At 32.8% G+C, this 26,562-nt stretch carries 29 protein-coding genes; 16 read left to right on the top strand and 13 right to left on the bottom strand.

The genetic code is table 11. The features are described from left to right. Positions 1–3: 3 nt before the first annotated feature. From ACKX2A_RS07470 to ACKX2A_RS07455, 4 genes are all read right to left on the bottom strand, one after another. The gene (locus tag ACKX2A_RS07470; protein WP_415328751.1) at positions 4–609 is read right to left on the bottom strand and encodes a fumarylacetoacetate hydrolase family protein; all 606 of its coding nucleotides are present in this window, start codon (positions 607–609) and stop codon (positions 4–6) included. 448 nt (positions 610–1,057) lie between these two features. Beyond that, positions 1,058–1,456 carry a putative signal transducing protein gene (locus ACKX2A_RS07465; protein ID WP_415328750.1) on the bottom strand — a complete coding sequence of 133 codons (399 nt, stop codon included), beginning with the start codon at positions 1,454–1,456 and terminating at the stop codon, positions 1,058–1,060. Between the two features lie 2 nt (positions 1,457–1,458). Further along, positions 1,459–2,223 (bottom strand): exonuclease domain-containing protein, encoded by a 765-nt coding sequence (locus tag ACKX2A_RS07460; protein ID WP_415328749.1) that lies wholly within the window; start codon positions 2,221–2,223, stop codon positions 1,459–1,461. A 93-nt stretch (positions 2,224–2,316) separates the two neighbouring features. Beyond that, positions 2,317–3,030, bottom strand: a complete 714-nt coding sequence (locus ACKX2A_RS07455) for a CDP-alcohol phosphatidyltransferase family protein (RefSeq protein ID WP_415328748.1) — start codon at positions 3,028–3,030, stop codon at positions 2,317–2,319. Between the two features lie 115 nt (positions 3,031–3,145). Here ACKX2A_RS07455 and ACKX2A_RS07450 point away from each other — a divergent pair, with 115 nt between their 5' ends. From ACKX2A_RS07450 to ACKX2A_RS07400, 11 genes are all read left to right on the top strand, one after another. Then, complete coding sequence (locus ACKX2A_RS07450; protein ID WP_415328747.1) at positions 3,146–5,077, top strand: LTA synthase family protein; 1,932 nt, start codon at positions 3,146–3,148, stop codon at positions 5,075–5,077. Between the two features lie 274 nt (positions 5,078–5,351). Next, complete coding sequence (locus tag ACKX2A_RS07445) at positions 5,352–5,768, top strand: DUF2147 domain-containing protein (protein ID WP_415328746.1); 417 nt, start codon at positions 5,352–5,354, stop codon at positions 5,766–5,768. A 109-nt stretch (positions 5,769–5,877) separates the two neighbouring features. After that, positions 5,878–6,858, top strand: a complete 981-nt coding sequence (locus tag ACKX2A_RS07440; RefSeq protein ID WP_415328745.1) for a pyruvate dehydrogenase complex E1 component subunit beta — start codon at positions 5,878–5,880, stop codon at positions 6,856–6,858. A gap of 123 nt (positions 6,859–6,981) precedes the next feature. Next, positions 6,982–8,976 carry a KUP/HAK/KT family potassium transporter gene (locus ACKX2A_RS07435; protein WP_415328744.1) on the top strand — a complete coding sequence of 665 codons (1,995 nt, stop codon included), beginning with the start codon at positions 6,982–6,984 and terminating at the stop codon, positions 8,974–8,976. A 67-nt stretch (positions 8,977–9,043) separates the two neighbouring features. Continuing rightward, a complete protein-coding gene (locus ACKX2A_RS07430; RefSeq protein ID WP_415328743.1) occupies positions 9,044–9,517 on the top strand; it encodes a Fur family transcriptional regulator in 474 nt (157 codons plus the stop codon). Further along, positions 9,517–11,265 (top strand): OstA-like protein, encoded by a 1,749-nt coding sequence (locus ACKX2A_RS07425; protein WP_415329426.1) that lies wholly within the window; start codon positions 9,517–9,519, stop codon positions 11,263–11,265. The genes ACKX2A_RS07430 and ACKX2A_RS07425 overlap by 1 nt, the downstream gene beginning before the upstream one ends. Before the next feature lie 446 nt (positions 11,266–11,711). Further along, positions 11,712–12,548 carry a P-loop NTPase fold protein gene (locus ACKX2A_RS07420; RefSeq protein ID WP_415328742.1) on the top strand — a complete coding sequence of 279 codons (837 nt, stop codon included), beginning with the start codon at positions 11,712–11,714 and terminating at the stop codon, positions 12,546–12,548. Continuing rightward, positions 12,530–13,558 carry a hypothetical protein gene (locus ACKX2A_RS07415; RefSeq protein WP_415328741.1) on the top strand — a complete coding sequence of 343 codons (1,029 nt, stop codon included), beginning with the start codon at positions 12,530–12,532 and terminating at the stop codon, positions 13,556–13,558. Before ACKX2A_RS07420 ends, ACKX2A_RS07415 begins: the two co-directional genes overlap by 19 nt. 18 nt (positions 13,559–13,576) lie before the next feature. Then, positions 13,577–14,752: an aspartate aminotransferase family protein gene (locus ACKX2A_RS07410; RefSeq protein ID WP_415328740.1), complete on the top strand. Its 1,176-nt coding sequence runs from the start codon at positions 13,577–13,579 to the stop codon at positions 14,750–14,752. 189 nt (positions 14,753–14,941) lie between these two features. After that, positions 14,942–15,328, top strand: coding sequence for an START-like domain-containing protein (locus tag ACKX2A_RS07405; RefSeq protein ID WP_345200590.1), 387 nt, complete (start codon positions 14,942–14,944; stop codon positions 15,326–15,328). An 81-nt stretch (positions 15,329–15,409) separates the two neighbouring features. Further along, positions 15,410–16,219 carry an aminotransferase class IV gene (locus ACKX2A_RS07400; RefSeq protein ID WP_415328739.1) on the top strand — a complete coding sequence of 270 codons (810 nt, stop codon included), beginning with the start codon at positions 15,410–15,412 and terminating at the stop codon, positions 16,217–16,219. A gap of 85 nt (positions 16,220–16,304) precedes the next feature. Here ACKX2A_RS07400 and ACKX2A_RS07395 read toward each other — a convergent pair whose 3' ends face one another. After that, on the bottom strand, positions 16,305–16,889 hold the full coding sequence (locus tag ACKX2A_RS07395; protein WP_415328738.1) for an N-acetylmuramoyl-L-alanine amidase family protein: 585 nt from the start codon (positions 16,887–16,889) through the stop codon (positions 16,305–16,307). A gap of 109 nt (positions 16,890–16,998) precedes the next feature. Continuing rightward, on the bottom strand, positions 16,999–17,547 hold the full coding sequence (locus ACKX2A_RS07390; protein ID WP_415328737.1) for a YqgE/AlgH family protein: 549 nt from the start codon (positions 17,545–17,547) through the stop codon (positions 16,999–17,001). A gap of 24 nt (positions 17,548–17,571) precedes the next feature. On the opposite strand from ACKX2A_RS07390, the gene pdxH reads away from it, so the two are divergent. After that, entirely contained in the window at positions 17,572–18,213 is a 642-nt protein-coding gene (pdxH, locus tag ACKX2A_RS07385; protein ID WP_415328736.1) for a pyridoxamine 5'-phosphate oxidase, read from the top strand. Positions 18,214–18,462: 249 nt separating this feature from the next. On the opposite strand, the gene ACKX2A_RS07380 is transcribed toward pdxH, so the two are convergent. Next, positions 18,463–18,753 (bottom strand): HU family DNA-binding protein, encoded by a 291-nt coding sequence (locus ACKX2A_RS07380; protein ID WP_027379880.1) that lies wholly within the window; start codon positions 18,751–18,753, stop codon positions 18,463–18,465. A gap of 399 nt (positions 18,754–19,152) precedes the next feature. Here ACKX2A_RS07380 and panD point away from each other — a divergent pair, with 399 nt between their 5' ends. After that, positions 19,153–19,503 carry an aspartate 1-decarboxylase gene (gene panD / locus ACKX2A_RS07375; protein WP_309428059.1) on the top strand — a complete coding sequence of 117 codons (351 nt, stop codon included), beginning with the start codon at positions 19,153–19,155 and terminating at the stop codon, positions 19,501–19,503. Positions 19,504–19,507: 4 nt separating this feature from the next. Then, positions 19,508–20,533, top strand: coding sequence for a lysylphosphatidylglycerol synthase transmembrane domain-containing protein (locus tag ACKX2A_RS07370; protein WP_415328735.1), 1,026 nt, complete (start codon positions 19,508–19,510; stop codon positions 20,531–20,533). A gap of 73 nt (positions 20,534–20,606) precedes the next feature. Here the strand turns inward: ACKX2A_RS07370 and ACKX2A_RS07365 are convergent, their stop codons facing one another. After that, positions 20,607–21,101, bottom strand: coding sequence for a hypothetical protein (locus tag ACKX2A_RS07365; protein WP_415328734.1), 495 nt, complete (start codon positions 21,099–21,101; stop codon positions 20,607–20,609). 140 nt (positions 21,102–21,241) lie between these two features. On the opposite strand from ACKX2A_RS07365, the gene ACKX2A_RS07360 reads away from it, so the two are divergent. Then, entirely contained in the window at positions 21,242–21,817 is a 576-nt protein-coding gene (locus tag ACKX2A_RS07360; RefSeq protein WP_415328733.1) for a TerD family protein, read from the top strand. 2 nt (positions 21,818–21,819) lie between these two features. Next, positions 21,820–22,494 carry a TerD family protein gene (locus ACKX2A_RS07355; protein ID WP_415328732.1) on the top strand — a complete coding sequence of 225 codons (675 nt, stop codon included), beginning with the start codon at positions 21,820–21,822 and terminating at the stop codon, positions 22,492–22,494. Positions 22,495–22,524: 30 nt separating this feature from the next. On the opposite strand, the gene ACKX2A_RS07350 is transcribed toward ACKX2A_RS07355, so the two are convergent. The 5 genes from ACKX2A_RS07350 to ACKX2A_RS07330 form a co-directional block, all read right to left on the bottom strand. Next, positions 22,525–22,962 (bottom strand): GNAT family N-acetyltransferase, encoded by a 438-nt coding sequence (locus ACKX2A_RS07350; RefSeq protein ID WP_415328731.1) that lies wholly within the window; start codon positions 22,960–22,962, stop codon positions 22,525–22,527. A 13-nt stretch (positions 22,963–22,975) separates the two neighbouring features. Next, entirely contained in the window at positions 22,976–23,497 is a 522-nt protein-coding gene (locus ACKX2A_RS07345; protein WP_415328730.1) for a 3'-5' exoribonuclease domain-containing protein, read from the bottom strand. 24 nt (positions 23,498–23,521) lie between these two features. Then, the gene (locus ACKX2A_RS07340; RefSeq protein WP_415328729.1) at positions 23,522–24,346 is read right to left on the bottom strand and encodes a GLPGLI family protein; all 825 of its coding nucleotides are present in this window, start codon (positions 24,344–24,346) and stop codon (positions 23,522–23,524) included. A gap of 86 nt (positions 24,347–24,432) precedes the next feature. Continuing rightward, positions 24,433–25,632 carry a tyrosine--tRNA ligase gene (tyrS, locus tag ACKX2A_RS07335; RefSeq protein ID WP_415328728.1) on the bottom strand — a complete coding sequence of 400 codons (1,200 nt, stop codon included), beginning with the start codon at positions 25,630–25,632 and terminating at the stop codon, positions 24,433–24,435. A gap of 194 nt (positions 25,633–25,826) precedes the next feature. Continuing rightward, a complete protein-coding gene (locus tag ACKX2A_RS07330; protein WP_415328727.1) occupies positions 25,827–26,450 on the bottom strand; it encodes a hypothetical protein in 624 nt (207 codons plus the stop codon). Between the last annotated feature and the right edge of the window lie 112 nt (positions 26,451–26,562).

Below are 26,562 nucleotides of genomic sequence, written 5' to 3'. Positions count from 1 at the left end.
TACCTATAATATTCGAATATCAAGAATTTTTTCATCTTCCAGATAAGCCTCCAAAATATCATTCTCTTCTACCTTTCCGACACCTTTCGGAGTTCCCGTGAAAATAAGATCACCGACTCTCAACGTAAAATATTGCGATACAAAAGCAATAATATCATCAATTGTGAAGATCATGTCTTTCGTATTTCCGTCCTGAACCTTTTCTTTGTTTTTTAATAACGAAAAATTCAGAGATTCCAGATTAAAATTTTCTTTCTTAAAGAAATTTCCAACCACTGCAGAACCATCAAAACCTTTTGCCAGTTCCCACGGAAGACCTTTAGATTTCAACTCGCTTTGAAGATCTCTCGCTGTAAAATCAATCCCCAAACCGATTTCTTCATAATGTTTCTGCGCCGTTTCTTTCTGGATGTATTTTCCACCTTTCGAAATTTTCACTACAACCTCCAATTCATAATGAACGTCGTTTGAAAACTCAGGAATATAAAAATCATTTCCTTTCAAAACCGCCGTATCGGGTTTCATAAAAATTACCGGTTTCTCAGGGATTTCATTTCCCAATTCTTTCGCATGTTCGCTGTAATTTCTTCCTATGCAGATTATTTTCATAATTTTTTTATTTTGTCATTGCGAGAAGCGAAGCGCCGAAACAATCTCATCTCACAATTATTTTATTTATTTTTTAGGAGCTTTTCCCGCTTTCCGTTGCAATCTTTTTTTTCAAAAAAGGATTTCCACTGCAATCGGGGCTAGGAGATTCATGCTGTTGAAAACCACCCCGTCAAAAATTCTTTGAATTTTCGCCACCTCTCCAAAGGAGGGGAATTTCACTCGTTAATTCAAAATCTCAGAAAAACATAAAGTTTGTCATTCCCTAGGAATCAAGGCTGAATCTTTTTTTAATTATTCTTTAATAGCTTTGTCTAGATTCCTACGGAATGACAAACACCGTGGAAATTTAGATAAAATAGATTCTTCACTCCACGTTGTTCCGTTCAGAATGACAAGATAGCAGTTATTATTAGCGATGTCATGCTGAGCTTACCGAAGCATCTATTTAACGTGTAAACTCATTTCCACAATAATAACAAACAAACTTATGGCTCGTTAAAATTGAAATTCCAAAAAAACTTGTCGCACTATCATCCCTGTAAATATGATTCGAACCACATTTAGGACAAACAAAATCGAACTCCGGATTTTCAATCGTATGCTCTACTTCTAAAGAAAATTCTTCATGTTCTTTGTAATCTTGCAAAACCTGATTCGCTTTTTCAAGGTCTTCCTCAAAAACCTGCAACTGAATTCCGCCAACTGCCTGAGAAAGCAGCCAATCCGACTGAATCAACAATTCATTGGCAATAAAACTATTAATTCCGTTTTCTGCCAGAATTTGTTTATCACGATTCGCTTGAAGCGCTGTTTCGTAGAACTTGAATTTTACCAGCTCGCTCATTTCTAAAACTTACCTGTAAGTTGAATTTTTGTAAAAACCTTCTTCGTATACAAAGGGAAATCTGCATTTTGCAGCCATCCGTAATAACCAAGATCTTTTTGGAAAACAGCTTTTACACCCTGTCCTTTATATTTTCCGAAGTTGAAAACCGCTTCGTTTTTATCATTAAATCCGATGAAACCAGCCAAATCCGCATTCTTATTATGGAAAGTATACTCGCTCAACTGAGCAATTTCATTCGGAATATCATCATATTTTCCGACCTGAGCATCCAAAACCTCGAAAGTTGCCATTACATCGGCTTCTGCGGAGTGTGCATTTTCCAATACTTTTCCACAATAAAATTGGTAAGCAGCACCTAAATTTCTAGGTTCTTTTTTATGAAAAATCGTTTGTGCATCCACCAATTTGAATTTGCTTAAATCGAAATCCATTTCTACTCTCAACAATTCTTCAGCCAACAACGGAACATCAAATCTGTTTGAATTAAAACCTCCTAAATCGGCTCCTGTAATCATTTCCATCACTTTTGAAGCGATTTCTTTGAAAGTAGGTGCATCTTTTACATCTTCATCATAAATTCCGTGGATCTCGCTCGATTCCACAGGAATTGGCATTTCAGGATTTACTTTCCAAGTTTTACTTTCTCTCGAAGCATCCGGATTTACTTTTAAAATACAGATTTCAACAATTCTATCTTTTCCGATGTTCGTTCCTGTTGTTTCTAGATCAAAAATACAAAGAGGTTTATGTAGTTTTAAATTCATTTTTTGTAAGTTATGAGTTGAAAGTTATGAATTATGAGTTAAAAGAAAGTCGCATATTTTTCAACTTATCACTAATAACTCAAAACTTACAACTTAGTTAAGCTGTTTTTGAAAAATAATTGATATTAAAATATAATAAATAATCACTATCGGAATTCCGACAGTTTTAAAGATAATCAAAATAATAATCGAACCAACCAGTAAAGCAACTTTCGGATAATTGTCCTGCAATTTCATCGACTTGAATTTCATCGCGATCATTTTTATGGATGAAATTAAAAGCCATGAACAAACTGCTGTTAACAAAACCAAAAACAATGAATTTTCAAACAAAAACGAAAAAGCTCCGACTTCTTTAAAAGCATAATACAATCCGAAAATTAAAATCGTATTCGATGGTGTATTCAATCCTTTAAAGTAGTATTTTTGATCTTCATCAAGATTAAAAATTGCTAATCTTAAACAAGAAAAAAGGGTTACAAATAATCCTAAATATTTGATTTCAAAAGGTAATTCGGTTCCTAAAAATAATCTTCCAAAAGGTTCTAAAGCTGCATACATCGTCAACCCTGGAAGTAAACCGAAACTCACCATATCCGCCAAAGAATCTAGCTGAACTCCTAAATTGGAATTTGCCTCCAGTGCTCTCGCCACAAAACCATCAAAAAAATCTAAGATCAAAGAAAGAATAATGCAGATCGCAGTCGTTTGATAATCACCCAAAACAAGATGGATTGCGCCTACACATCCCGAAAATAGATTTCCCAATGTGATCGCGTTGGCAAGATTATTTTTAATAAAATTCATAGCCACAAAATTAAAATAATAAATCAGTTTAGCAATGTAACAATTTAACAATGTACCGACAATTGTTACATGGTTGCATTGGTAAATTGTTACATTTATTTGGTAAATTTGCGGCATGAAATTGTTTAAAGAATTTAGAAAACAGGAAGTTCTGGTGCTGTTGTACCGAATTTTTTTAGCATATTTTTTCTATCAGATCGCAAGACTTTTGTTTTGGTTTTTTAATAAAGATTTAATTAAGATCGATTCGGTGTCGGATTATTTCAATCTTTCCTATCATGGAATTGCCTTTGATACAACGGCAATTTTGTATGTGAATGCCTTATTTATTCTTTTAAGCATTATTCCAATCATTATCAATACGAAAAAGGGATATCAAAAATTCCTTTTCTGGCTGTATTTTATCACCAATGGAATTGCGTATGCGATGAATTTTGGAGACATGGTGTATTTCAAATTTTCTCAGACAAGATTGACAACGGCAGCATTTCAGGTGGCTCAACATGAAACGAATATTTTTAAGGTTTTTACGGCTTCTGTAGTACAAAATCCTTTGGTTTTAATTGGGTTTTTGGTGTCAATGGTACTTTGGGTTTTCCTTTACAAAAGAGTGAAAATTCAGGAAAATAGGCCTGTGAAATTAATTCCTTATTTTATTTGGTCGATCGTTACGATTTGCATTGTCACGGTTTTGGCGGTTGGTGGAATTCGTGGAGATTTCAAGCACAGTACAAGACCGATTAATTTGGTGGATGCCAATCGTTTTGTAAAATTACCATCTCAAGGAAATATTGTTTTGAATAGTACGTTTTCATTTTTCAGAACCATAAATACTAATAGTTTTAAGGAAGTTCATTTTGTTGATGAAAAATTTATTAATGACAATATTCAACCTTATAAAGAATACGACAGACAGGTTACGAACAAGCCAAACATCGTTATTTTCATTGTTGAATCTTTTAGCAGAGAATATTCCGGGGCTTTTAATAAAGATAAAAATATTAAGGATTATGTTTCCTACACGCCATTCGTCGATAGTTTGGCAAATGAAAGTTTAATTTTTCCTAATACTTTCGCCAACGGAAGACAATCAATCCACGGGATGAGCTCTGTTTTGGCAGGAATTCCGAGTTTGACGGACGCTTTTACAAGTTCACCGTATTCCAACCAAAAAATTCAGTCAATTGTTTCGATTTGTAATGAAATGGGCTACGATACTTCGTTCTATCACGGAGCGCCGAATGGTTCTATGGGCTTTTTAGGTTTTGGAAATATTTTAGGTTTTAAACATTATTTCGGAAAAACAGAGTATAATAATGATGCCGATTTCGACGGAATCTGGGCAATTTGGGACGAACCGTTTTTACAGTATTTTGCCAAAAATGTAGGAAAAAAGCAACCTTTTATGGCAACGGTTTTTACGGCTTCTTCTCATCATCCTTTTAAAATTCCTGAAAAATATAACGGGAAATTTAAAAAAGGAAAAAATCAAATGCATGAACCTATTCAGTATACCGATTATTCCATTAAAAAGTATTTTGAAACAGCAAAAAAACAACCTTGGTTCAACAATACAATTTTTGTTTTCACAGGAGATCATACGAATGAAATTTATTATTCTGAATATGAAAAAGCAATGAACCGTTTCGCTGTTCCGTTGATTTTTTATTCTCCAAATCCGGAATATAACTTAAAAGGTGTAAATCCGGAATTTGCTCAGCAGATCGATATTTATCCAACTTTGGCCGATTTAATTGGTTATCATAAAAAGATCAGAAGTTGGGGTAGAAGTTTGGTAAGTGAAAAGAAGTATTCTCCGATTATAGCGAATTCTGATGGGGGAGTTGAACAATTTATTATTGGAAATTATATTTATCGTTTTGATGGAAAAGATATAGTTGGAATTTTTGATAAGACAGATCTAGGTTTAGAAAAAAATATTAAGGATCAAGTGAAAAATAATCCCGATGTACAAAAAGGAATGCAGATTGCAAAAGCTTGGTATCAGGATTATATGGATCGGGTGATTAATAGAAAAATGTATTGATAATTAAGTTTTTAATAAATAAATATTGTACCGAATAATTTTGATTTTAATTGAATTTTTTCGGTATAATTTTTTTAATGAAGTAAAGTCAAATTCAATAGGCTTTTGCGGCAATTAGTTCTTTCGCATTCTTAACCATTTAGGATTTTGGTACATCACTTGTAATATAATATGTGTAGTATAATAAAAGTCTTTGTTGGTTTGAAATTAATTTATACTTTTAACAGTAAATAGACAACGAAATTCTTTTATTGAAATTAAAACTATAAAAAATATGAGAAAATTATTATTAACATTCGTTCTTTCACTATTTGGAGTGATGTCATTCGCGCAAATTGAAGGAAAATGGAAAACAATAGATGATGAAACAAAACAGGCAAAATCTATTGTAGAAATCTATAAAAAAGGAGATCAGTATTTTGGGAAGGTTACTCAATTGTTAGCAAAACCAGACAATCCGAATTGTGTGAACTGTAAAGACGACAGAAAAAACAAACCCATTTTAGGATTAGAAATTATCAGAGGTCTTAAAAAAGACGGGGAGGAGTTTAGTGGAGGAACTATTACAGATCCGAAAACAGGTAAGACATACAAGTGTACAATTAAAAGAGAAGGCGACAAGCTGAATGTAAGAGGATACATCGGTTTATCTTTAATCGGAAGAACGCAGACTTGGCAAAAAGTTAATTAATTACATTAAATAAAAATTAATAAACGGCATTTCATTAAATGAGATGTCGTTTTTGTTATTAGAATAATAAAAAAACACTATTTTTGTAGTCTAAATTTTTCAAATAAATATGGCAGAATATACTTTTCGTGAGGTAATTGCACAGGCAATGAGCGAGGAAATGCGTAAAGACGAATCCATCTTTTTAATGGGGGAGGAAGTTGCAGAATACAATGGTGCATACAAGGCTTCAAAAGGAATGCTGGATGAATTTGGTCCTAAGAGAGTAATCGATACACCAATCGCTGAGCTAGGTTTTACAGGTATTGCTGTAGGAGCTGCGATGAATGGTAACAGACCAATTGTAGAGTATATGACGTTCAATTTCTCATTGGTGGGGATTGATCAAATTATTAATAACGCGGCGAAGATCCGTCAAATGAGTGGTGGCCAGTGGAACTGTCCTATCGTTTTCAGAGGACCTACTGCTTCTGCAGGACAATTGGGAGCAACGCACTCTCAGGCTTTCGAAAACTGGTTTGCAAATGTTCCAGGACTAAAAGTTGTGGTTCCTTCAAACCCTTACGATGCGAAAGGATTATTGAAATCTGCGATTCAGGATAATGATCCGGTAATTTTCATGGAATCTGAGCAAATGTATGGTGATAAGATGGAAATTCCTGAAGAAGAGTACTACTTACCAATCGGAAAAGCAGATATCAAGAGAGAAGGAACAGATGTAACTTTGGTTTCTTTCGGAAAAATCATGAAGTTGGCGATTCAGGCAGCTGAGGATATGGAGAAAGAAGGTATTTCTGTAGAAGTTATCGACCTTAGAACTGTTCGTCCGTTGGATTTCGATACAATCTTGACATCAGTTAAAAAAACAAATAGATTGGTTATTTTAGAAGAAGCTTGGCCATTTGCTTCAATTTCTTCTGAAATTACATATATGGTGCAACAGAAAGCATTCGATTATTTGGATGCTCCAATCAAGAGAATTACTACTCCTGATGCACCTGCTCCTTACTCTGCAGCTTTATTTGCAGAATGGTTTCCAAAACTTGAAAAAGTTAAAGAAGAGATCAAAAAAGCGATGTACGTTAAATAATTTAATGATTATAGAAAAAAACTTCCGAAAGGAAGTTTTTTCATTTATTATATTCATGGATAAAAATTCATGGGGTTGTAAATTTGATTTAAATTTGCGCTTTTAAAAATAAAATTAGCTGATATGGCAGAAGTTACAGAAGGCGGTCATCATTTTGACATTAAGAAGCTTTCTTTCATTGGTGTTTTAGTTTCTCTTGGGATCGTTTTTGGTGATATTGGTACATCACCGCTTTATGTAATGAAAGCGATTGTAAACGCAAGAGGAGAAGGCAGTACGATGCCATTCAATGAATACATCGAAGGGGCACTTTCATGTATTATTTGGACTCTTACGCTTCAGACTACAATTAAGTATGTAATAATTGCGTTGAGAGCAGATAACAAAGGTGAAGGTGGAATTTTAGCACTTTTCTCTTTGGTTAAGAATCTTAAAAAGGGTTGGTTGTACCTCATTGCGATTGTTGGTGCAGCAGCGCTGATTGCAGACGGAGTTATTACACCTTCGCTTACAGTGATGTCGGCCATTGAAGGTCTTCAGATTTACAACCCGCATACGCCGGTAGTGCCGATTACCATTGGTATTTTAATTGTCATTTTTGTGGTTCAACAATTTGGAACAAGTTTCATTGGTAAATTTTTCGGACCTGTAATGGTCATTTGGTTCTTGGTTTTGGGAGGATTAGGAGTTTCTCATTTAAGCGAAAACTTCGAAATCTTAAGATCATTTAATCCTTATTATGCTTATAAACTTATTGTAAACTCACCAAGTGCCATCGTTATTTTAGGAGCAGTTTTCCTTTGTACAACGGGAGCAGAAGCACTTTATTCAGATTTAGGACACTGTGGTGCAAAAAATATCCGAGTAAGTTGGGGATTTGTAAAAATCATGTTGATTTTAAACTATCTTGGACAAGGTTCTTGGTTATTAACAAATTACGGACAGCCTGGAGTTGCATCTATCAACCCCTTCTTTGGGATCATGGAAGAGTGGATGATCGTTCCGGGAGTTATTATGGCGACTGCAGCGGCAATTATTGCAAGTCAGGCGTTGATTACAGGATCGTTTACAATCTTCTCAGAAGCAATGTCTTTGAATTTATGGCCAAACCAAAAAATCGATTATCCTTCTGGGGTAAAAGGACAAATGTATATTCCGAGAATTAACTGGGGATTGCTTATCCTTTGTATCATCGTGGTTCTTCACTTTAGAGAATCTGGTAAAATGGAAGCAGCTTACGGTCTTTCAATTACAGTAACAATGTTGATGACAACGATTCTTTTGATGTATTGGCTACTAAAACATAGAGTAAATAAAGGTTTAATTTTATTATTTGCTTTAGTATACATGTCGATCGAGCTTGGATTCTTCAGTGCAAATATCATCAAATTCTTCGAAGGAGGTTGGATTACGGTAATTCTGGCTGGATTCATCGGGGTTTGTATGTATGCTTGGTACAATGGTAGATCCATCAAAACCAAATTCATCAAATTTATTAAATTGGAAAATTATATTCCGATTATCAAAGACATGAAACTGGATGAGACGATTCCAAAATATGCAACGAACCTGGCTTATTTAAGTAGAGCAAAAAGAAATGATGAGATCGAATCAAAAATCATTTATTCTATAATTAAGAAACAACCGAAAAGGGCGGATCATTATTTTATCTTAACGATTACCAATCAGGAAGATCCGTATACTTTTAAATATGCTGTAGATGAGGTTCTTCCGGGAACAATTTATAAAATTAACTTCATGTTAGGATTTAAAATTGATAGAAGAATCAACGATTATTTCGATATGGTATTAAGAGATATGATGGCAGACGGAACGATTCCTTCAAGAAGCAGTCACCCTTCATTAAGAGCTCATAATATTCCACCAGATTTGAAATATGTGATTATAGATAACACCTATATCAACGATATACTTTTGACGGTAAAAGAGAAAATTATCCTAAATATCTACAATTTTGTTAAATATATAGGCAGTGACGACTTTAAAGCATGGGGTATCACCTCACACAATGTTGTTGTGGAATCTGCGCCTATGACGGAAGATTGTATCGGTAAATCCAGAATAGAGCAATGCGAATTCATTCGTCATAACAGTTAAATTCTTTAACATAGTCGTTCATTACGTATTTAAATAAAAATCAATAAATTTGTAGATAATTTTTTTGATGGATACTTTACAAAAAGAAAAAAATATTGCGTTAATTAAAGATGTTTTAAGAAACTACCTGCTAGAAAAGGGTTTCAGAAACACTCCTGAACGATATACGATATTAGAAGAGATTTATAATATGGATCATCACTTCAATGTTGATGATCTGTATCTTCTGATGATGCAGAAAAAATATCACGTTTCCAAAGCGACAATCTATAATACGATTGAAATTTTCCTTGATGCAGGTCTGATCCGTAAGCATCAGTTTGGAGAAAAAACTTTAACGTCTTCATCTTACGAAAAGTCTTATTTTGATAAACAGCATGACCATTTGGTGATTTACAAAAAAGACTCAGACAAGGAGATTGAAGAAATTATCGAGTTTTGCGATCCAAGAATTCAAGGCATCAAAGAAGCAATTGAAGAAGCATTTGGCGTAAAAATTGATTCTCATTCGCTGTATTTTTATGGCACTAAGAATGATTAATCAATGAGGCTAATTTTTGTTTTATTAGTTTTTATTTCAACGTTTACATTTGCTCAGGTTCAGCCACCAAAACCTGCGCAAAAGGATCCGTATTTCACTCCGAACACTCCCCAAAAAAGAATGCTCCACCTCCTGAAACGGTAAAGCACAGACATTCTGATGAGCTTAGGAAAGATGAAAAATACGACGGAAACAATTATTTTGTTGGACATGTGGAATTTGAACATCAAGGTTCGGTTCTTAATGCTGATTTGGTTATTGTATACGAGGAGCAGAATTTCATCAAAGCAATCGGAAATGTAAGGCTGCAAAACGCAGACGGTTCTGTAATCACAGCAGACGAAATGGAATACGATGGGAATACTCAGAAAGGTATTGCCCGCAAAAATGTTGTTTTAAATGATCCTAAAGGGACAGTTATCAAGACTGAAACCATGTATTATGACAGGGTTGCAAATCAGGCTTATTTCAATACTGGAGGTACAATTAATGATGGAAAAAGTACTACTTATGCAAAAGTTGGAACTTATTTTCTATCGACAAGAACAATCGATCTTACAGGAAATGTGAAAATTGAAGATCCTCAATATATTTTGGAAGGAAGAAATGTAATTCAAAACCAGAATACAAATATTGTCGATATCAACGGACCTACCACAATTACCAACAAGAAGAATTACAAAAACCGTATTTACACGGAAAAAGGAACATACAATACAAACTCTAAAGAAGCTTTTTTATACAAAAACTCGAAAGTTTTTTACAATGATAAAATTCTTACAGGAGACGAAATGTATTATAATCAGCTGACTGGTTTCGGAAAAGCTACCGGAAATGTAACATTGGATGATCCCAACGAAAGAAGATGGATAAAAGGTGGTTACGGAGAAATTTTCGAAAAGAAAGATTCTGCAATGATGACGAAAAATCCTTACGCTGTAAAGGCTTTGGAAAAAGACTCAATGTATTTTGCTGCGGAAAAAATCATTTCTTTCCAAAAACAGGATGCTGCAGATATTACTAAAAAGAAAAGTTTTTTACGAGCTTTCAGAAAAGGAAGATTTTATAAATCGAATGCACAGGGAAGAGCAGATTCTATTGCGTTTAATGAAACAGATGGTGTTCTTCATATGTACACAGATCCAATTCTTTGGAGCAACGGAAAACAAGTAACCGGAGATAAAGTTGAAGGGTATTTTGATACCGAAAAGGAGAATCTTGATTCTTTAAAAGTTATCGGAAATGCGTTTGCCATCAGCAAAGTGGACTCTCTTGATATGAAAGATGAATTCAATCAGGTAAAAGGGAAGTTGATGACGGTTTATTATGATGACGAAAATAATATTAAAGAAGCAAAAGTAATCGGAAATGCACAGGCAATCAGCTATTCTGATGATGTGAATGAGCAGACGAAGGAAAAAGAAAGAATCGGGATTTCATTAACAGCTTGTGGAATTATCGATGCTATTTTTGAAGAGAAGGCATTGCAGATCGTTTCTTGTAATATAGGAGCTACTTCAGACACCTATCCGATGAGCAAAATAGAACCTGCCCGAAGGAAGTTCCAGGATTTTAATTGGAATACCAAAGACAGGATTAAGAAATGGCAGGATATTCTCGTCGATACCCCAAATTATCCGGAAGAAAAGTATGTAGCCGATGATGCTTTATACAACAAGGCTCAGGAAGCTATCGACAAAGAGAAAGCAAAAGAAGAAGCTAAAAAGCCAAAAAGAGTAAGAAGATAAGTTCTAAAATCACTTAAAATTTTCGCTAAAATATAAATTCACCATTTTCGTTATAGGAAATGGTGAATTATTTTTATATAAAACCTTTAAAAATGGTAGCTTGTGGTACTCTGTAAAAGTTAAAATTCGATTTTTTTCTAAACTGTTTATTCAAGGTGATGTGAAGACTAAATCCCTATTAGAACAATACTTTACATTATTTTATTTTTATCTCACAGCGAATTGATTTTAATTATTTTTAAATTTTTATTAAAATTATTGACGATAGTGTATTTTGAATTGAAATTTTCCATATATTTAATATAGATATAGATTTGAAACTATATATTAATATTTTGTGATTTGGTGGTTCGCTCTCGATATACTTTATTGAGAGCGATTTTTTTATTCTATCGGTTTCATTTCGAGGTTTGGCGAATGTTTTTTAGTTTTGCTAAAATTTTTTTATGAGTTTTTTTAATAAAATAATAATAGATTTTTTATCAAAATCGTCAGACTATGCAATACAATTAACAGGAAACTGGGGAGTTGGTAAAACTTTTTTTTATAAAAATGTTATTGAGAAGCTAGTTGGAGAGATAAAAGTTTACAATAATGCTACAAAAAGCTATAAACCAATTTACATTTCTTTATTTGGTTTAAAATCAATAGAAGAAATACAAGAGAAAATTGTGTTTGAATTATTTGAATCAAAGTTGTTTGATAAATACAAAGAAAACAAAGTTTTTAAGATTACAAAAAATATTCTAAAAATTGGTCTTAAGGGTTTTCTAAATTTTAATAAGATTGGAACTGATTTTAACACTGAAATTAAAGATATTGGTCAAAATGTTTTAGGCTCTAATGAATTATTTATTTGCTTTGATGATTTAGAAAGAATAAATTCAAAGCTAGATATAAATGATTTTATTGGATATGTAAATAGTCTCGTCGATGAAGGTGTAAAAGTACTTATAATTACTAATGAGAATATAAATTTAGACCAAAAAGAATATAAAGATGTAAAAGAAAAAGTTATAGGTATTACGATAAATTTTGATATTGATAAGGAAGAAATTTTAGAAAATATAATTTCTGAAAGATATAAAGGTTTTAATAATTATAAAGAGTTTTTAATTGAGAATATGCATATTTTATTACAAGTTGCCGATTGTTCACAATATAATTATCGGAATTTAAAATATGCTTTAGATAACCTACATTATATTTATTTATCTATTAAAAAAGATATAATTGATGTAGATGATGAAATACGTGAAACAATTTGTCAAAAAAAGAATTAATTATAAAATTAATTCTTGCGTTTTCAATAGAATATAAGTTATCTATAATAAGTATTAAAAATAAAGCTGATTTCGGAAATGAAAATAATGATACTTTAGGTATATCAAAATTGATAGCTTCTCAAAATGGAAAAGAATATACGAAAAATTCAATTGAATTATTTTGTGAAAAATATAAAATTGGTCAAAATGAATATTTTTTCTTCAACTCCATTTTTGATAATGTAATAAAATTAAAAGATTTTGAAGCAAAAGAATTCAAAGTAGAAGCTATCGAGAATTTTAAATTAAAAATTGAAAATGGAGAATTGTTAGAACATTATAAAATTTATAATGAGTTAAACTTTGATAAAATTGTTAATTATACAGAAGAACAATATAAAAATTTATGTGATAAACTATTGGCATTTGCTTTTAATGGAAGTTTTAAACCATATGAAATGTTTGGAGTCTATCAGAGAATTATATTTCTAGATAATATTTTAGGATATGACTTAGAAGACATAACACAGAAACTTATTACAGGCATTCAAAAATATGTAGATGAAAATGAAATTGAAATCGATGATTTAAGACAATTTCAAGCGCATTCAAGGAGTGAATACACATCACGAAATACTGAAATAAGAGAGAACGGTTTAAGATTACTAAAAAATAAAAATGATTTTCAACTAAAAGATAAATGCTTGCAAGAAATCAATAAAATTATTAATAATGAAATAAATGTGGAAATTGGAAATAAGCTTGATGGGATCTCCTCGCTTTTAGAAAATGACTTTTTAGTATTAATAGGTCATAATACATTTTTTGATTTAACAAAAGATAGTACCAATTCTGTTTTTGAGTCATTAGTTGAAATTTTCACGCTTAATAATAAATTAGATAAAGAGATCTTAAAATCATATATTTCTTTACTTGAAGATTATCAAGAAGAATTTGAAGAAAAGCATAATGATAAGTTAAGAAATTATTTTTATAAACGATATTTGAAATTTATTAAAGAAAATTAGAACTTAGAGAAAATGGAAATGCAAAAAGATTTTTTTATATATCAGGCTCAAACCACAAAATTTGCAGCAGGTTTTGAAGTTGAAAAAGCAGAAGGAAGCTACATTTATGGAAAAGACGGAAGGAGGTATTTGGATTTCGTTGCCGGAGTTTCTGCCAATACATTAGGGCACTCTCATCCAAAGGTCGTTGATGCGATTAAAGAACAGGCGGAAAAATATCTTCACGTTATGGTTTATGGCGAATATGCGCAGGAAAAACCAGTGGCTTTGTGTAAATTATTAGCCGAAGCAACTCCAGATCCTTTAGAAATTACCTATTTGGTAAACAGTGGAGCAGAAGCCATTGACGGAAGTTTAAAATTAGCCAAAAGATACACCGGAAGAGAAGAAATTATTTCTTTTAAAAATTCTTACCACGGAAATACACATGGAGCTCTGAGCGTTTCAGGAAACGAAACCCATAAAAGAGAATTCCGTCCGTTGTTGCCGATGGTTTCTTTTATTGAATTCAATAATGAAAAAGATTTCGACAAAATCACAGAAAAAACAGCTTGTGTTATTCTTGAAACCATTCAGGGAGCGGCTGGATTTTTAGTTCCAAACGATGATTATTTAATTAAATTAAAAAAGAGATGTGAGGAAGTCGGAGCGCTTTTAATTTTGGATGAAATTCAACCGGGATTTGGAAGAACCGGAAAATTATTCTCTTTTGAGCATTTTGGAATCGTTCCTGATATTTTGGTGATGGGAAAAGGAATGGGAGGCGGTGTTCCTGTGGGAGCCTTCATGAGTTCGAGAGAAATAATGGAAACATTGGCGCATTCTCCGAAGTTAGGTCATATCACAACTTTCGGTGGAAATCCTCTGATTGCAGCTTCAAGTCACGCGACTTTAAAAGAAGTTTTAGAAAGCGGTTTGATGGATGAAGTGGCAGAAAAGGAAAAATTGTACAGAGAACTTTTGGTTCACCCAAAAATTAAAAATATCAACGGAAAAGGATTGATGTTGGCCGTAAATTTAGGCTCACCGGAATATACTTTAGATGTTGCAAAAAGATGCATGGAAAAAGGACTGATCGTTTTCTGGCAGCTGTACCGAAACGAATACCTTAGAATTTCTCCACCCCTAACAATTTCTCTCGATGAAATCAGAGAAGGTTGTCAGATAATTTTGGATGTTTTAAACGAAAATTAATATAAAAACTCTTCAATTCTGAAGAGTTTTTTGCTGACAAAAATCTCAATTATTATGTTCAAAATAATATTAAACACTTATTTGAAATTCTCTGATAAATATCATGAAGATTATGTAAAAAAGTAAACAGAATTTTGTGTAGTAAAAAAATTAATTTATATATTGCGGGACGATAAAAACAAAGATTATATGGCGAAACATAAAGTCCATTACGAATTTCCAATGCATTGTCTTTCAGAGATTTTATACGAATATCTGGCAACTGCAGAGGGATTGTCTGAATGGTTTGCGGATGAGGTAACAGAGAAAGGTGATGACTTCTTTTTCAGTTGGGGTGGAGGTCCTGCTGAGAAAGCGACTTTAATTAGGTATAAGCCTGAAGGTTTCGTGCGTTTCAGATGGGAAGAAGATGAAGGAACCAAAAATTTCTTTGAGATGACGATCACAATAGACGATATTACGGAAGATTTAGCATTAAATATTACAGATTTCTGTGAAGAAGGTGACGAGAATGAGAACGCGATGTATTGGGAAAACCTTATCGAAAATCTTAGAATAAAACTAGGTGCAGCTTAATGTTTAAGCTGTATTAAAAATGGTAAAACTGATGAACGATTTATCGTTCATTATTTTTTTATAAATAAATCAGATTTAAAATTGGAAAATCAATATTTTACATCAGACGAATTAAATGTAAAAAACAGAGCGTTTCTTTTGGGCGACGCCGTGAAGGTGTCTTTCTTCCTGAGAGATTCTAAACTCATCATGGATGAAGAATGTTATTTCTTCCTAATGGCTTCCATGAGAAAAATGAGGATGAATATTCCGTTGACATACACGCTTGAGTTTTTTCAGTCACTTTTTCAGAAAGATATTATTGATGAAAAAGGTATTAAAAACGGGATTATCAATTTTCAGGTTTTTAGAAATTCTGATGGAATAACACTTTCAAAATCTTCGATTTCTTATTTCTATGAAGTTGAGGAAATGAATGATGTTTTGTCTGTTCACGATAGATTATTGGAATTGGATGTAATAAAGGAGATTAACGTTAATAATAATCTTCTAAGCAATATTCGGGTTCCAAGCCCGGAAAATATCTATGGAGGAATTTACGCTCAGGAAAACGATCTTGATGATGTTATTCTGCTAAATCCCAATAAGAGAATTGCACGCGCTACAACCGGAAATCTTTTATTTTTGGATGGAGATGTCATTAAAGTTCCGAAACAGACAGAAGGAGCCTATATTTCGCCTTTAATGGAGAATTTTGTTACTTTTTTACATAAAAATAATCTTGCGGATATTCAGGAACACGAAATTATCGCATTTGAATCTCAGAAAGCCGAAGAAATTTTATTGATTTCTGATGAGAAAGGCATATTTTCTGTAGGAAAGATTAGGAATAAAACTTTCGGAAACACCCGCTTTTTAGAATTGGTAGAAAGCTGGAAAGGAAGTTTCTAAAATTGACAAACCCGGTAAACAACAAAAGTTCCAAAAGTCCTTTACCGGGTTTTTTTCTGAATAAATCAGAAATTGTAATTTTTATTTAATATTCATTGAAAACTTCAACGAATTTTTGTGCAGTTTCTTTTTGACCTTGTTCGCTCGTGATAAACTCTCTGTCCTTTGTATTATTGATAAAACCAAGTTCTACAAGCACTGTCGGAGCTTTAGATTCTCTTAAGATATGAAGATTTTTCTCACCTAAAACTTGACTAGGATTAAATTTTTTAGAAATTTTCTCAGCCAATCTTTTAGAAGCCTCCGTATTTTGAGTGTAAATTTCCTGTCCCTGTTGTACAGATTCCTCATGAGGACTGCTGTTGATGTGAAGGGAAATCACCATTTCAGGATTCAATTTATTAATCAAAAGAGTTCTGTCGGATAATTGAATGTAATTATCATTATCTCTTGTCAAAACAACCTCAAATTTATCCTGAGTTTCGTTAAATTTTTGAATTTCTTTTCCGATATTTAAAACAATATCCTTTTCGTAAACCTGATTTCGGTTGGCTCCCATATCATTTCCGCCATGTCCTGCATCGATGATGATTAATTTTTTATTTACCGGAGTAAAAGATAAAAATGCCGCCGAAAAAATTGATATAGCAAGTAATTGTGTTCCTTTCATATCAGTGATGTTTTGGTTTAGCAAATAACGTGAATTCTTTATTAAAAATTGGTTAAGAGATTCTTAAAGTTTGTTAAATTTTTATTCACTTTACAATGAATAGTTTTTATCAGTTTAAAGAAATATCTTCAGGAGAATTTGCCCAAAGCAGATATTCTCCGCCAAGATTTTGCATGATCGATTTCCAAAGTGTTTGATCGTTTGGAAGAGTATAATCTAGATTATAAACATCCACAACGGTCCACAATTTTCGCTGAATTTCTTTATCAAGCTGCATTGCCGACCAACCTGAATATCCTGAGAAAATTTTAACATCATTAATATCCAGTTCGCCACTTAAAACCGAACTGATAATATTTTCGATGTCTTCCGTTAAATAAAATTCATCTGTAATATCGGTGTAAATTTCGGTTACTTTTTTACCTTTTACAATAAAAAATACTTTATCGTTCTCTACAGGACCGCCGTCATATACCTCAATTTTGAAATCAAAGAAATTTTTGAACTTACTACTCATCTGGCTGTTTTTTTTGTTTAATATTAAGCCAAATGCACCCTGCTCGTTATGTTCAATAACCAAGACAACAGATCTGGAAAAAATATCGCCGGAAATGTCAGGGGTGGAGATTAATATTTTACCTTTGTATGAGTAATTCATACTCAAATTTAATAAAAAATATTTATGGAAAACCTGCACGATAAGAGAAAAGTGTACGAGAAATCCCAACTTATTGAAAGTGAGATAAAACAAAATCCGATTGAGCAGTTTCGCGACTGGTTTTTGGAAGCCAGCGAGAACCCAAACATCTCAGAATCCAATGCCATGGCGATTTCTACGGTGGAAGAAGATGGTTGTCCGCGCACGAGAATGGTGTTGCTGAAATCTTACACGTATGAAGGATTTATTTTTTACACGAATTACGACAGCAAAAAAGGAAAAGCAATAGAGAAAAATCATAAAGCATGTCTTCATTTTTTCTGGCCCAATCTGGAAAGACAAATTATTATTAAAGCTGATCTGGAAAGAATTGCTGAAAATTTAAGCGACGGATATTTTCATTCAAGACCGAAAGGAAGTCAGTTGGGAGCGGCTGTTTCTCCACAAAGTCAGGAAATTCCAAATAGAGAGTATCTTGAAGAGAAACTGAAAGATTTAGAAAAAAAATACGAAAATTCTGAAGTTCCAAGACCTGAAAATTGGGGTGGATATCTCGCAAAACCTTATGAAATAGAATTTTGGCAAGGAAGACCAAACAGACTTCACGACAGAATTATTTATACTTTAGAAGATTTGGATTGGAAGATTTCGCGATTAGCTCCGTAGTTTTAAATACGAATTGACACAAATATTTTCACTAATATCACAAATGAATATGTGACATTTTTCTCAATTTATACCATTCTGTTTGTCATCCCGTAGGGATCTAGACATAGTATTAGAAAAAGGATGGGGAAATTCGAGCTTAGATCCCTACGGGATGACAAACTTGGCGAATATTTTCCTATTATACTGTATATACAAAAAAAGGCCGTTTCAACCGAAACAGCCTTGATTTTTTTCTAATCTGAATGATTATTTTTTCTTAGCACCAGAAACTGCGTTAGAAAGATCTGCACCAGCTTTGAACTTAGCAACTTTCTTAGCAGCAATTTTAATTGGTTTTTTAGTTGCAGGGTTAATACCTTGTCTAGCAGCTCTCTCAGCTACTGAGAAAGTTCCGAATCCTACTAAAGAAACTTTTCCATCTTTTTTCTTTAGAGTAGAAGTTACGTTTCCAATGAAAGATTCTAAAGCAGCTTTTGCTGCAACTTTAGTGATACCTGCATCTTTTGCGATTGCGTCGATTAATTCAGACTTGTTCATAATTTTTAATATTAAAGTTAGTTCGTAATTATAGCAAATATAATACTATTTTCTAATTGTGCAATTTTTTTATTAAAAATAGTAAAATATTTTTGATTTTCGGTAAAAACAGTTAAAATATGATAATTTGGGTTTTCACGAAAAATCTACGTTGTACGCCACTAAAATCATGCCAAATGCTTATGTGTATTGACTTTAGCAAAAATTAAAAATTATCCCTTACATTTATTAAATCCTGAATTTTGTATCAACTCTTAATAGTTTTATCGATATAGTTGTAGATTTTGTAAGTAAAATCAATAAAAATTATTTTTAATAAAATGAAAACCCTGTGTATCTGCCACTTTTAAAATCATTTTAAAAACCCGTTTTGTAAATTATTATTAATAAATTTGCACCATGTTAATAGAAGTTTTTAAGTCTAAGATTCACAGGGTGAGAGTTACGGCTTCTGACCTTAATTATATTGGGAGTATTACGATCGATGAAGATCTTATTGAAGCTGCCGGATTGGTAGTAGGAGAGAGAGTTTATATCGTAAATGTGAATAACGGTGAGCGTTTCGATACGTACGTCATCAAAGGAAAAAGAAAATCAGGAGAAGTTTGCCTGAACGGTCCTGCAGCAAGAAAAGTGCAGAAAGATGATATCATTATCATCATTGCATATGCTCAGATGACGCCGGAGGAAGCACAGACTTTCCAGCCGAAGATCGTTTTTCCGGATGAAAAGACCAATCTTTTGACGTAATTCGATGGAGAAAAAATCTAAAAATCCTTTAAAATCAATTCTTACAATAGTAATTTCGCTTGCTTTTGCAGGCTTTTTTTTATGGTTTGCGCTGAAAGGTTTAGACTTTAAGGTGATCCAAAAATCATTATCAAAGGCAAATTACTGGTGGGTGCTGTTTGCAGCTTGTTTTGGAATTTCTGCATATTGGTTCAGAGCAATTCGCTGGAATCTGATGCTGGAACCGATGGGACACAATATTTCAAACTCCAATTCACTTTGGTCGATTTCGTTTGGATATTTAATGAACCTTACAATTCCCAGAAGTGGAGAAGTAGCGAGAGCAACGGCTTTGTATGGGGTGGAGAAAGTTCCTGTTGATCAATCTTTCGGAACGATTATTTTGGAAAGAGTAGTCGATTTGGTTTGTATGATCGCCTTTTTGGGATTGACTTTAATTTTTAAAGGAGAAGCTATTTATTCATTCTATAAAAATTCAGGAATCAATTTTAATCCGACTAAAATTTTAATAATTTTGGGAATTTTGGTTGCAGGAACAGTTTTGTTTTTTATGTTTAAAAAGAAATTGTCGAAAGTTCCTGTTTTAGATAAAATTATCAACTTTATTGATGGGATTTTCCAGGGTTTAACTTCAATATTTAAATTAAAACAAAAAGGAAAGTTCATTATCTATACAATCGGAATTTGGGTTTCGTATTATTTTGCAGCCTATTTGGTATGTTTTGCATTACCAGAAACATCCAGTTTTACATTTGCAGACGGATTTCTAATTATAGTGGTCGGAACTTTAGGAATGATGGTTCCTGCAAGTGGTGGAATCGGGGCTTTCAACCTTGCAATGAAATACGGTTTTATGGCTTTATTTATTTCAATGGGGAAAAATGGCGAACAAGGTGCTGAAATAGGATTAACGTACTCTTTCATTTCTTTACCAATGCAGATTGTTATTATGCTAATTATGGGACTAATTTCAATTCCAATGTTGGCGAAAGCAAGAAATAATATGACAGATAAAGAAACTCAACAATAATTATTTTGAATTAAAGTTAAAATTTTAAATATAAAGTAAAGTCCGATCATATTTTGACCGGACTTTTTTATGTTTAGCAACCACAAGTTCCGACAATTTCCTTTTGAAAAAGCGTTTTTCCTTTTTTATCTTTAAGTATTAATGTGGATTCAATATGCCAAATCTCGTCACTGGTTTTTGTGATGCTTTTTTGATTGATAATTAAATCAAATTCTCCATTGGTAAAACTTTTGGATGTAGAAGAAGCTGTCGTCATCATAAACTTTGTAACTTTTCCATTGAGACTTACATAAGCAAAATTTTCTTCCAATTTAGGGAGTGAACCATTATTATCAATAAAAATGAATTGATTCTTTTTAAAATCTTCTTTATTAATAGACATATGACAACTACAACCCATTGATTCTGGGTATTGTGAAAATACATCAAGGCTTATTTTCTCGTTGTTGTTTGCAGGTACCGATGTTTCTGCTTTAGCATTTTCTTTTTTTGGATTTTCTTTACATGAAAATAATAATGTCGAAATCATGATTGCCACGAAAAGTGACTTTTGTGTATTTTTTATCATTGTACGTGTTTGTATTCGATTGACATAAGCAATAATTCTGCCAATTTTTTTAACGGGTTTATAAGATTTATTCTATCGAATATATTTGGAAAATTCCTAAAACAGCCATAACTTCGATTAAAACTACACATAACGTTATTATGGCAATTAATTTACAGAAAGGACAAAGATTAGAACTTGGATTTACAAAAATGACGATCGGCCTCGGCTGGGATCCGAATGAAGGAACAGGATATGACTTTGACCTTGATGCTTCAGCAATCATGATTGATACAGACAGAAAATTGGTGAGTGAAGAATATTTCGTTTTTTATAATAATTTAAATTCTCCTGACGGCGCTCTTGCACATACAGGCGACGATCCCAACGGAAAAAGCAGCGATGGAGATGATGATGAAGCCATCATCATAGATCTAGAAAAAGTAGATCAGCGAGTACAGGAAATTCTTTTCGTAGTTACCATCGAAGACTTTGAAAGAAGAAAGCAAAACTTCGGGCAGGTAAGAAATTCGTACATCAGAATTATTGATAATGCAACTCATCAGGAAATTGCAAAATACGAACTGGATGAAGATTTCTCTATCGAAACAGGCGTAGAATTCGGAAGACTGTACAAACGCGGAGGAAGCTGGAAATTCGAAGCTTCAGGATTGGGTTACAGAGCGGATCTTGGCTTCTTCCTCGAAAAATACTACAAAGGACAAATCATCAAATAAATATGGCAATCAATTTGCAAAAAGGTCAGACGATCAATCTTAGAAAGAATGATCGGGGAGAAAGTATTTACGATCTTTCTTCGGTTACGATTGGTTTAGGTTGGGATGTTCGCAGACAGGGTGGATTTTTCGGTAGATTATTCGGCGGAAACGAAGGACCTGAGTATGATTTGGATGCGATCGCTTTTCTTCTCGACAAGAACGGAAAAGTGGCAGATATGGGAAAAACTTTGCCCGGAAGTTATGGAAGGGAAGTGGTGTTGTATCAGAGTGATGTTATTTATTTTAATTCGATGCAGCATCCAAGTGGAAAAATTTGGTTGACGGGAGATAACAGAACCGGAGCCGGTGATGGAGACGATGAACAGATCATTGTTAAACTGGATCAGCTTGATGAACGATATCAGAAAATTGTTTTTGTGGTTTCAATTTATCAGGGACTAATCAACAGGCAACATTTCGGAATGATTGAAAATGCTTTCATTCGAGCGGTGGATGCGAAAGGAAGAGAGATTACAAAATTCAGTCTTTCTGGTGATGCAAGTATGAACGGGATGTGCTCCATGACTTTTGCGGAAGCGTATCGACACAACGGCGACTGGAAATTCAGAGCGGTCGGAGAACCGCATCGAACGGATAATTTTATTGAGGTTTTAGTGCCTTACACGTATAGATAAAAGAAAAGTATGCTGAAAAGGCATACTTTTTTATTTCGAAAATTCCATAAAATAGGAATGCTCGTTTTCATCGATGATTACAAAACCCAAACTTGAATACAAATGTTGGGCTTTATTGGTTTTTAAAACGCTTAGAGTTACCGTTTTTCCAGTATTTTCAGCTTCTTCCAACATGTCTTTTAGAATAAATTTTCCAATTCCTTTTCCTTGTAAACTTGGATCAATTTGCAGTTGAATAATATAAATCGTTTCGTTATTTCTGCTTACTTTTAATAACCCGACAGATTCATCATTAAAAATAATAATCTTTGCATTGTCATATTCATACAGAACTCGTTGTGTGTGAACTTCTCTGGTTGCCGGAAGATTTGAACTGATGTAATGTTCGCTCATCGTTTTTTCTCTTAGATCAATTAGAAATTCGATGTCGTTTTCTGTGGCCTTGCGGTATTGGAGGTTAAAACTCATTTTTGAATAATTTTTATTTCAATCCAATTTTCAACCCCATTTCTTTTTTCATATGCAGCAAAACTTCCGCGTTTCCTCGTGCATCATCAACGGGATGATGTGTATGTTCGGTTTTTCTTAAATGTTTCCATTGTGCAAAAGTATCCTTTTCCAGTCCGCAATAGAGATCAGAGAGCCTTCTCGACGAATATCCGAAAGGGTTTTTACCGATAAAATGATGAAAATACCAACAGATAAACATCCAGTCGAAACCATTATTGTCACTAATGAAAATAGGTCTTCCTTTTGAATTCTCTTTAATCCATTCTTCAAACTGAAGCATTACTTCTTTCGGATCATCAAAACTCATCGTTTCCTCTCTCGAAAAGCCAGAAACAGCCAATGCATCAGGATTGAATTTTTCCGAAATAGGTTTTAATTTTCCATAGAAAGTTTTATCCAGATTTTCATCGACCAGCACAGCTCCGAAACAGATCATTGAGAAGTCTCCGGGAATTGGACCGTCCGATTCTATGTCGACCATGATGTAGCTCATAATTTTGTGTTTTAATAAATTTACTTATTGATATTTTATTGCTTTATTTTTTTCAATAGGATTGTTGTATTTTAGAATATATTTTTGTTCATCTTTTATTAGTGGAACCAGTTGCTCTGCATTAGTATATCTTATACCACTGTCATCATAACTTTTTGTTGTTCCATTTCTTAAACTTTCTCGAATCCTATGCAAAGGATCATTAAAATATTCTTTCGCTTTAGTAATATAAATTTTTTCAGTTACTGGAATAGGTTTGTTTCCATATCTAATCTCTAAAATGTTTTTTGTATCATAGGTTTTCTCTAGTTTTTCATTTTTTACCAATGCAAAATTATATTGTTCTTTACTATCCTGAATTTGAACAATCAACCCAGGTAAACCTTTAAACTTATAAGGTCCTTCTGAAAAAGGAATTTCCTTGGTAAACCACGCAGTCCATTGTCTTCCGCCAAAATTTGAAGTTGCTTTTTGAACTCTAAACTTATCGTATTCTTTTGTTTCGTTTGTAAGATTCCAAACAATAGGGTCTTCTGTGACGTATGAATAAAGTTGAAATTCTATCATTGAATAATTGATATTCTTATCAGAATTTTTCTTTCTGGTAACTGGGATTTGTTTTGTCCAACTTGTATTTTGACTTCCTGTTTTTTCGTTTTCAGCTTCTTTTTCTAAAAATGCATTATCGTAAAATTTGATTTCGTCAGGATTAATATCAAGTATCATCAATGATTTTGAAGGTTCAATTTGAGTAGAATCTTTTTTAAATTTAAGATCATAATAAAAACGATGTGTTTGGGAAATACAAATTCCGAATGCTAAAATTCCTGCAACATAAAATATCTTCATGGTTTGTGATTTTGAGTTTTGGTTAAAACTTTAATAGTTAGTTATTAAAAGCTAATTTATCAAAAATATTTTTCACATGTTAACATTTACAAAAGTTCAAAAAAACTTCTTTTTCCGATTTTTATTTTGGTTTCTTTTATCAGTTCAATTTCCTGATTTGGGTCGGTTATTTTTTCATTATTAATTTGAATTCCGCCACTTTCGATCAATCTTCGGATGAATGATTTACTTTCATTGTTTTTTAATTGATGACATAATTCTACCAAAATCATTTTATTGTTAACGTGATTTAAAGAATGAATTAAAATAGGTTCAAAAACTTTCTCCTCAAAATTTTTATTTTGAAACTGATTCACAAAAAAATCCTCTGCACTTTCTGCAGATTCAAAATCATGGTATTGAGAAATGATATTTTTAGCAATTAATTTTTTTATATTCATCGGATTTTCTCCGTTTTTGATTTTTAGCTTTAAATTTTCCCTTTCTTCATTTGAAAAATCTGTTGTTAAATCAATAAATTCTTCAATCAAAGAATCGGGAATAGACATGGTTTTTCCGAACATTTCATTGGGCTCATCTGTTAATCCGATGATGTTATTCAATGATTTACTCATTTTTTCTTTTCCGTCAAGCCCTTTTAATAAAGGCATACACATCACAATTTGTGGTGAAATTTGGTGAGTTTCCTGCAGTTGTCGTCCCATCGTACAATTGAAAAGCTGATCGGTTCCGCCCATTTCGATATCACATTCAATTTTTACAGAATCGAAACCTTGCAAAATTGGGTAAACAAGCTCGTGCATTGCGATTGGCGTATTTTCCATGAATCTTTTATTAAAATCATTTCGATGCATCAATTGAGCAACCGTTACTTTCGACATCAGTTGAATGACTTCTGAAAAATGTAAAGCATCCAGCCAATCTGAGTTAAAAATAATCTTCGTTTTTTCAACATCGATTACTTTTGAAAGCTGATTGATGTAAGTTTCTGCATTATGCTGAACTTCTTCAACCGTTAAAGGTTTTCTTGCTTTATTTTTTCCAGTCGGATCGCCAATTCTTGCGGTAAAACTTCCAACAACAATTATAATCTGATGTCCAAAATTCTGAAATTGTTTTAATTTTTTCAATACAACAGCGTGTCCCAAATGCAAATCGGGAGCAGTGGGATCAAAACCAAGTTTGATGATTAATTTTCTGTTTTCTTCTTTGGCTTGTTTTAATTTTTCTTCCAAACCGTTTTCCGGTAGAATGATTTCTACATTTTCTTTTAATTGATTGATCATTTTGATGAGTTTTTAGCACAAAAAGCCCGAACAAAATTGTCCGGGCTCTGTATGTTTTAGATTAAATTTTTACTGAATTTAAGCAACAAAAATTTTTCCCGAACGATAGATCGGGTAGTAATATTCGCTGAAAAATGGTACGCGTAATATGTTGTTGAGTTGCTTCATTGCTTTGCAAATATAGAAATTACATATTAAAAATCCTGAAGTTTAATAATTGAACCTTTGTAAAATTTGGTTGAATCATACAAATCGATGAAATTATTATAAATATTTTCCTTTACAATAAGATCATTATTTTTAGAATGAAATTCACCTTCTGCGACTGCGTATAGATTTTTATGATCCAGTTTTAAATAATCAACAAAAACATTTTCTTCGCCTTTTTCCTGATTAGCAAAACCGGTATAAAATATTCCGTAAATCAAAAATTGGTTAAATTTTTCCGCATCAGAAATGTATTCTAAATTTTGATGTGAATATTTTTCGTAATCTGAAAGAATTTGCTGAAAGCTCTCAACTTTTGCTGAGGTTTGAATTTCATAGAAAAGGTCGATTCCATGTACAAAAAGCTGAGTTTTTACTTCTTCATAATCTGAATTATATTTGGCATTAAACCATTCCAGAAGATTTAGCAATTCCTGTTTCGAAAGGCTGTTAACATCCTCCTGAAGCTTTTTTTTAATGAGTTCCAGACTGGTTTTTTTGTCATCATCAAGATATTGAAGAACACTAGATTCTTCACAGCAGAGTTTGTTGTACAAATTGATTTTTGCCGCAACAGGATTGGTTTTTATGAAATAAAGTTCTTCTGCCATAATCTTATGTAACGCCTGGTTTTTAAGGTATTTTCTACTCTAAGGTAGCGAAAAAAATTACATAAAATGAAGATATGGTATTATTTCGTAAATATTTTATAATGAGTTGATA

The organism is Chryseobacterium sp. MMS23-Vi53 (assembly GCF_047651245.1).
Taxonomy (GTDB): domain Bacteria; phylum Bacteroidota; class Bacteroidia; order Flavobacteriales; family Weeksellaceae; genus Chryseobacterium.
This window is presented reverse-complemented; position numbering and strand designations above follow the sequence as displayed.

Excerpts from the sequence above, each read along its gene's own strand:
- ACKX2A_RS07470 (WP_415328751.1), bottom strand. The coding sequence starts at position 609 with ATGAAAATAATCTGCATAGGAAGAAATTACAGCGAACATGCGAAAGAA.
- ACKX2A_RS07465 (WP_415328750.1), bottom strand. The coding sequence starts at position 1,456 with ATGAGCGAGCTGGTAAAATTCAAGTTCTACGAAACAGCGCTTCAAGCG.
- ACKX2A_RS07460 (WP_415328749.1), bottom strand. The coding sequence starts at position 2,223 with ATGAATTTAAAACTACATAAACCTCTTTGTATTTTTGATCTAGAAACA.
- ACKX2A_RS07455 (WP_415328748.1), bottom strand. The coding sequence starts at position 3,030 with ATGAATTTTATTAAAAATAATCTTGCCAACGCGATCACATTGGGAAAT.
- ACKX2A_RS07450 (WP_415328747.1), top strand. The coding sequence starts at position 3,146 with ATGAAATTGTTTAAAGAATTTAGAAAACAGGAAGTTCTGGTGCTGTTG.
- ACKX2A_RS07445 (WP_415328746.1), top strand. The coding sequence starts at position 5,352 with ATGAGAAAATTATTATTAACATTCGTTCTTTCACTATTTGGAGTGATG.
- ACKX2A_RS07440 (WP_415328745.1), top strand. The coding sequence starts at position 5,878 with ATGGCAGAATATACTTTTCGTGAGGTAATTGCACAGGCAATGAGCGAG.
- ACKX2A_RS07435 (WP_415328744.1), top strand. The coding sequence starts at position 6,982 with ATGGCAGAAGTTACAGAAGGCGGTCATCATTTTGACATTAAGAAGCTT.
- ACKX2A_RS07430 (WP_415328743.1), top strand. The coding sequence starts at position 9,044 with ATGGATACTTTACAAAAAGAAAAAAATATTGCGTTAATTAAAGATGTT.
- ACKX2A_RS07420 (WP_415328742.1), top strand. The coding sequence starts at position 11,712 with ATGAGTTTTTTTAATAAAATAATAATAGATTTTTTATCAAAATCGTCA.
- ACKX2A_RS07410 (WP_415328740.1), top strand. The coding sequence starts at position 13,577 with ATGCAAAAAGATTTTTTTATATATCAGGCTCAAACCACAAAATTTGCA.
- ACKX2A_RS07405 (WP_345200590.1), top strand. The coding sequence starts at position 14,942 with ATGGCGAAACATAAAGTCCATTACGAATTTCCAATGCATTGTCTTTCA.
- ACKX2A_RS07395 (WP_415328738.1), bottom strand. The coding sequence starts at position 16,889 with ATGAAAGGAACACAATTACTTGCTATATCAATTTTTTCGGCGGCATTT.
- ACKX2A_RS07390 (WP_415328737.1), bottom strand. The coding sequence starts at position 17,547 with ATGAATTACTCATACAAAGGTAAAATATTAATCTCCACCCCTGACATT.
- pdxH (WP_415328736.1), top strand. The coding sequence starts at position 17,572 with ATGGAAAACCTGCACGATAAGAGAAAAGTGTACGAGAAATCCCAACTT.
- ACKX2A_RS07380 (WP_027379880.1), bottom strand. The coding sequence starts at position 18,753 with ATGAACAAGTCTGAATTAATCGACGCAATCGCAAAAGATGCAGGTATC.
- panD (WP_309428059.1), top strand. The coding sequence starts at position 19,153 with ATGTTAATAGAAGTTTTTAAGTCTAAGATTCACAGGGTGAGAGTTACG.
- ACKX2A_RS07370 (WP_415328735.1), top strand. The coding sequence starts at position 19,508 with ATGGAGAAAAAATCTAAAAATCCTTTAAAATCAATTCTTACAATAGTA.
- ACKX2A_RS07365 (WP_415328734.1), bottom strand. The coding sequence starts at position 21,101 with ATGATAAAAAATACACAAAAGTCACTTTTCGTGGCAATCATGATTTCG.
- ACKX2A_RS07360 (WP_415328733.1), top strand. The coding sequence starts at position 21,242 with ATGGCAATTAATTTACAGAAAGGACAAAGATTAGAACTTGGATTTACA.
- ACKX2A_RS07355 (WP_415328732.1), top strand. The coding sequence starts at position 21,820 with ATGGCAATCAATTTGCAAAAAGGTCAGACGATCAATCTTAGAAAGAAT.
- ACKX2A_RS07350 (WP_415328731.1), bottom strand. The coding sequence starts at position 22,962 with ATGAGTTTTAACCTCCAATACCGCAAGGCCACAGAAAACGACATCGAA.
- ACKX2A_RS07345 (WP_415328730.1), bottom strand. The coding sequence starts at position 23,497 with ATGAGCTACATCATGGTCGACATAGAATCGGACGGTCCAATTCCCGGA.
- ACKX2A_RS07340 (WP_415328729.1), bottom strand. The coding sequence starts at position 24,346 with ATGAAGATATTTTATGTTGCAGGAATTTTAGCATTCGGAATTTGTATT.
- tyrS (WP_415328728.1), bottom strand. The coding sequence starts at position 25,632 with ATGATCAATCAATTAAAAGAAAATGTAGAAATCATTCTACCGGAAAAC.
- ACKX2A_RS07330 (WP_415328727.1), bottom strand. The coding sequence starts at position 26,450 with ATGGCAGAAGAACTTTATTTCATAAAAACCAATCCTGTTGCGGCAAAA.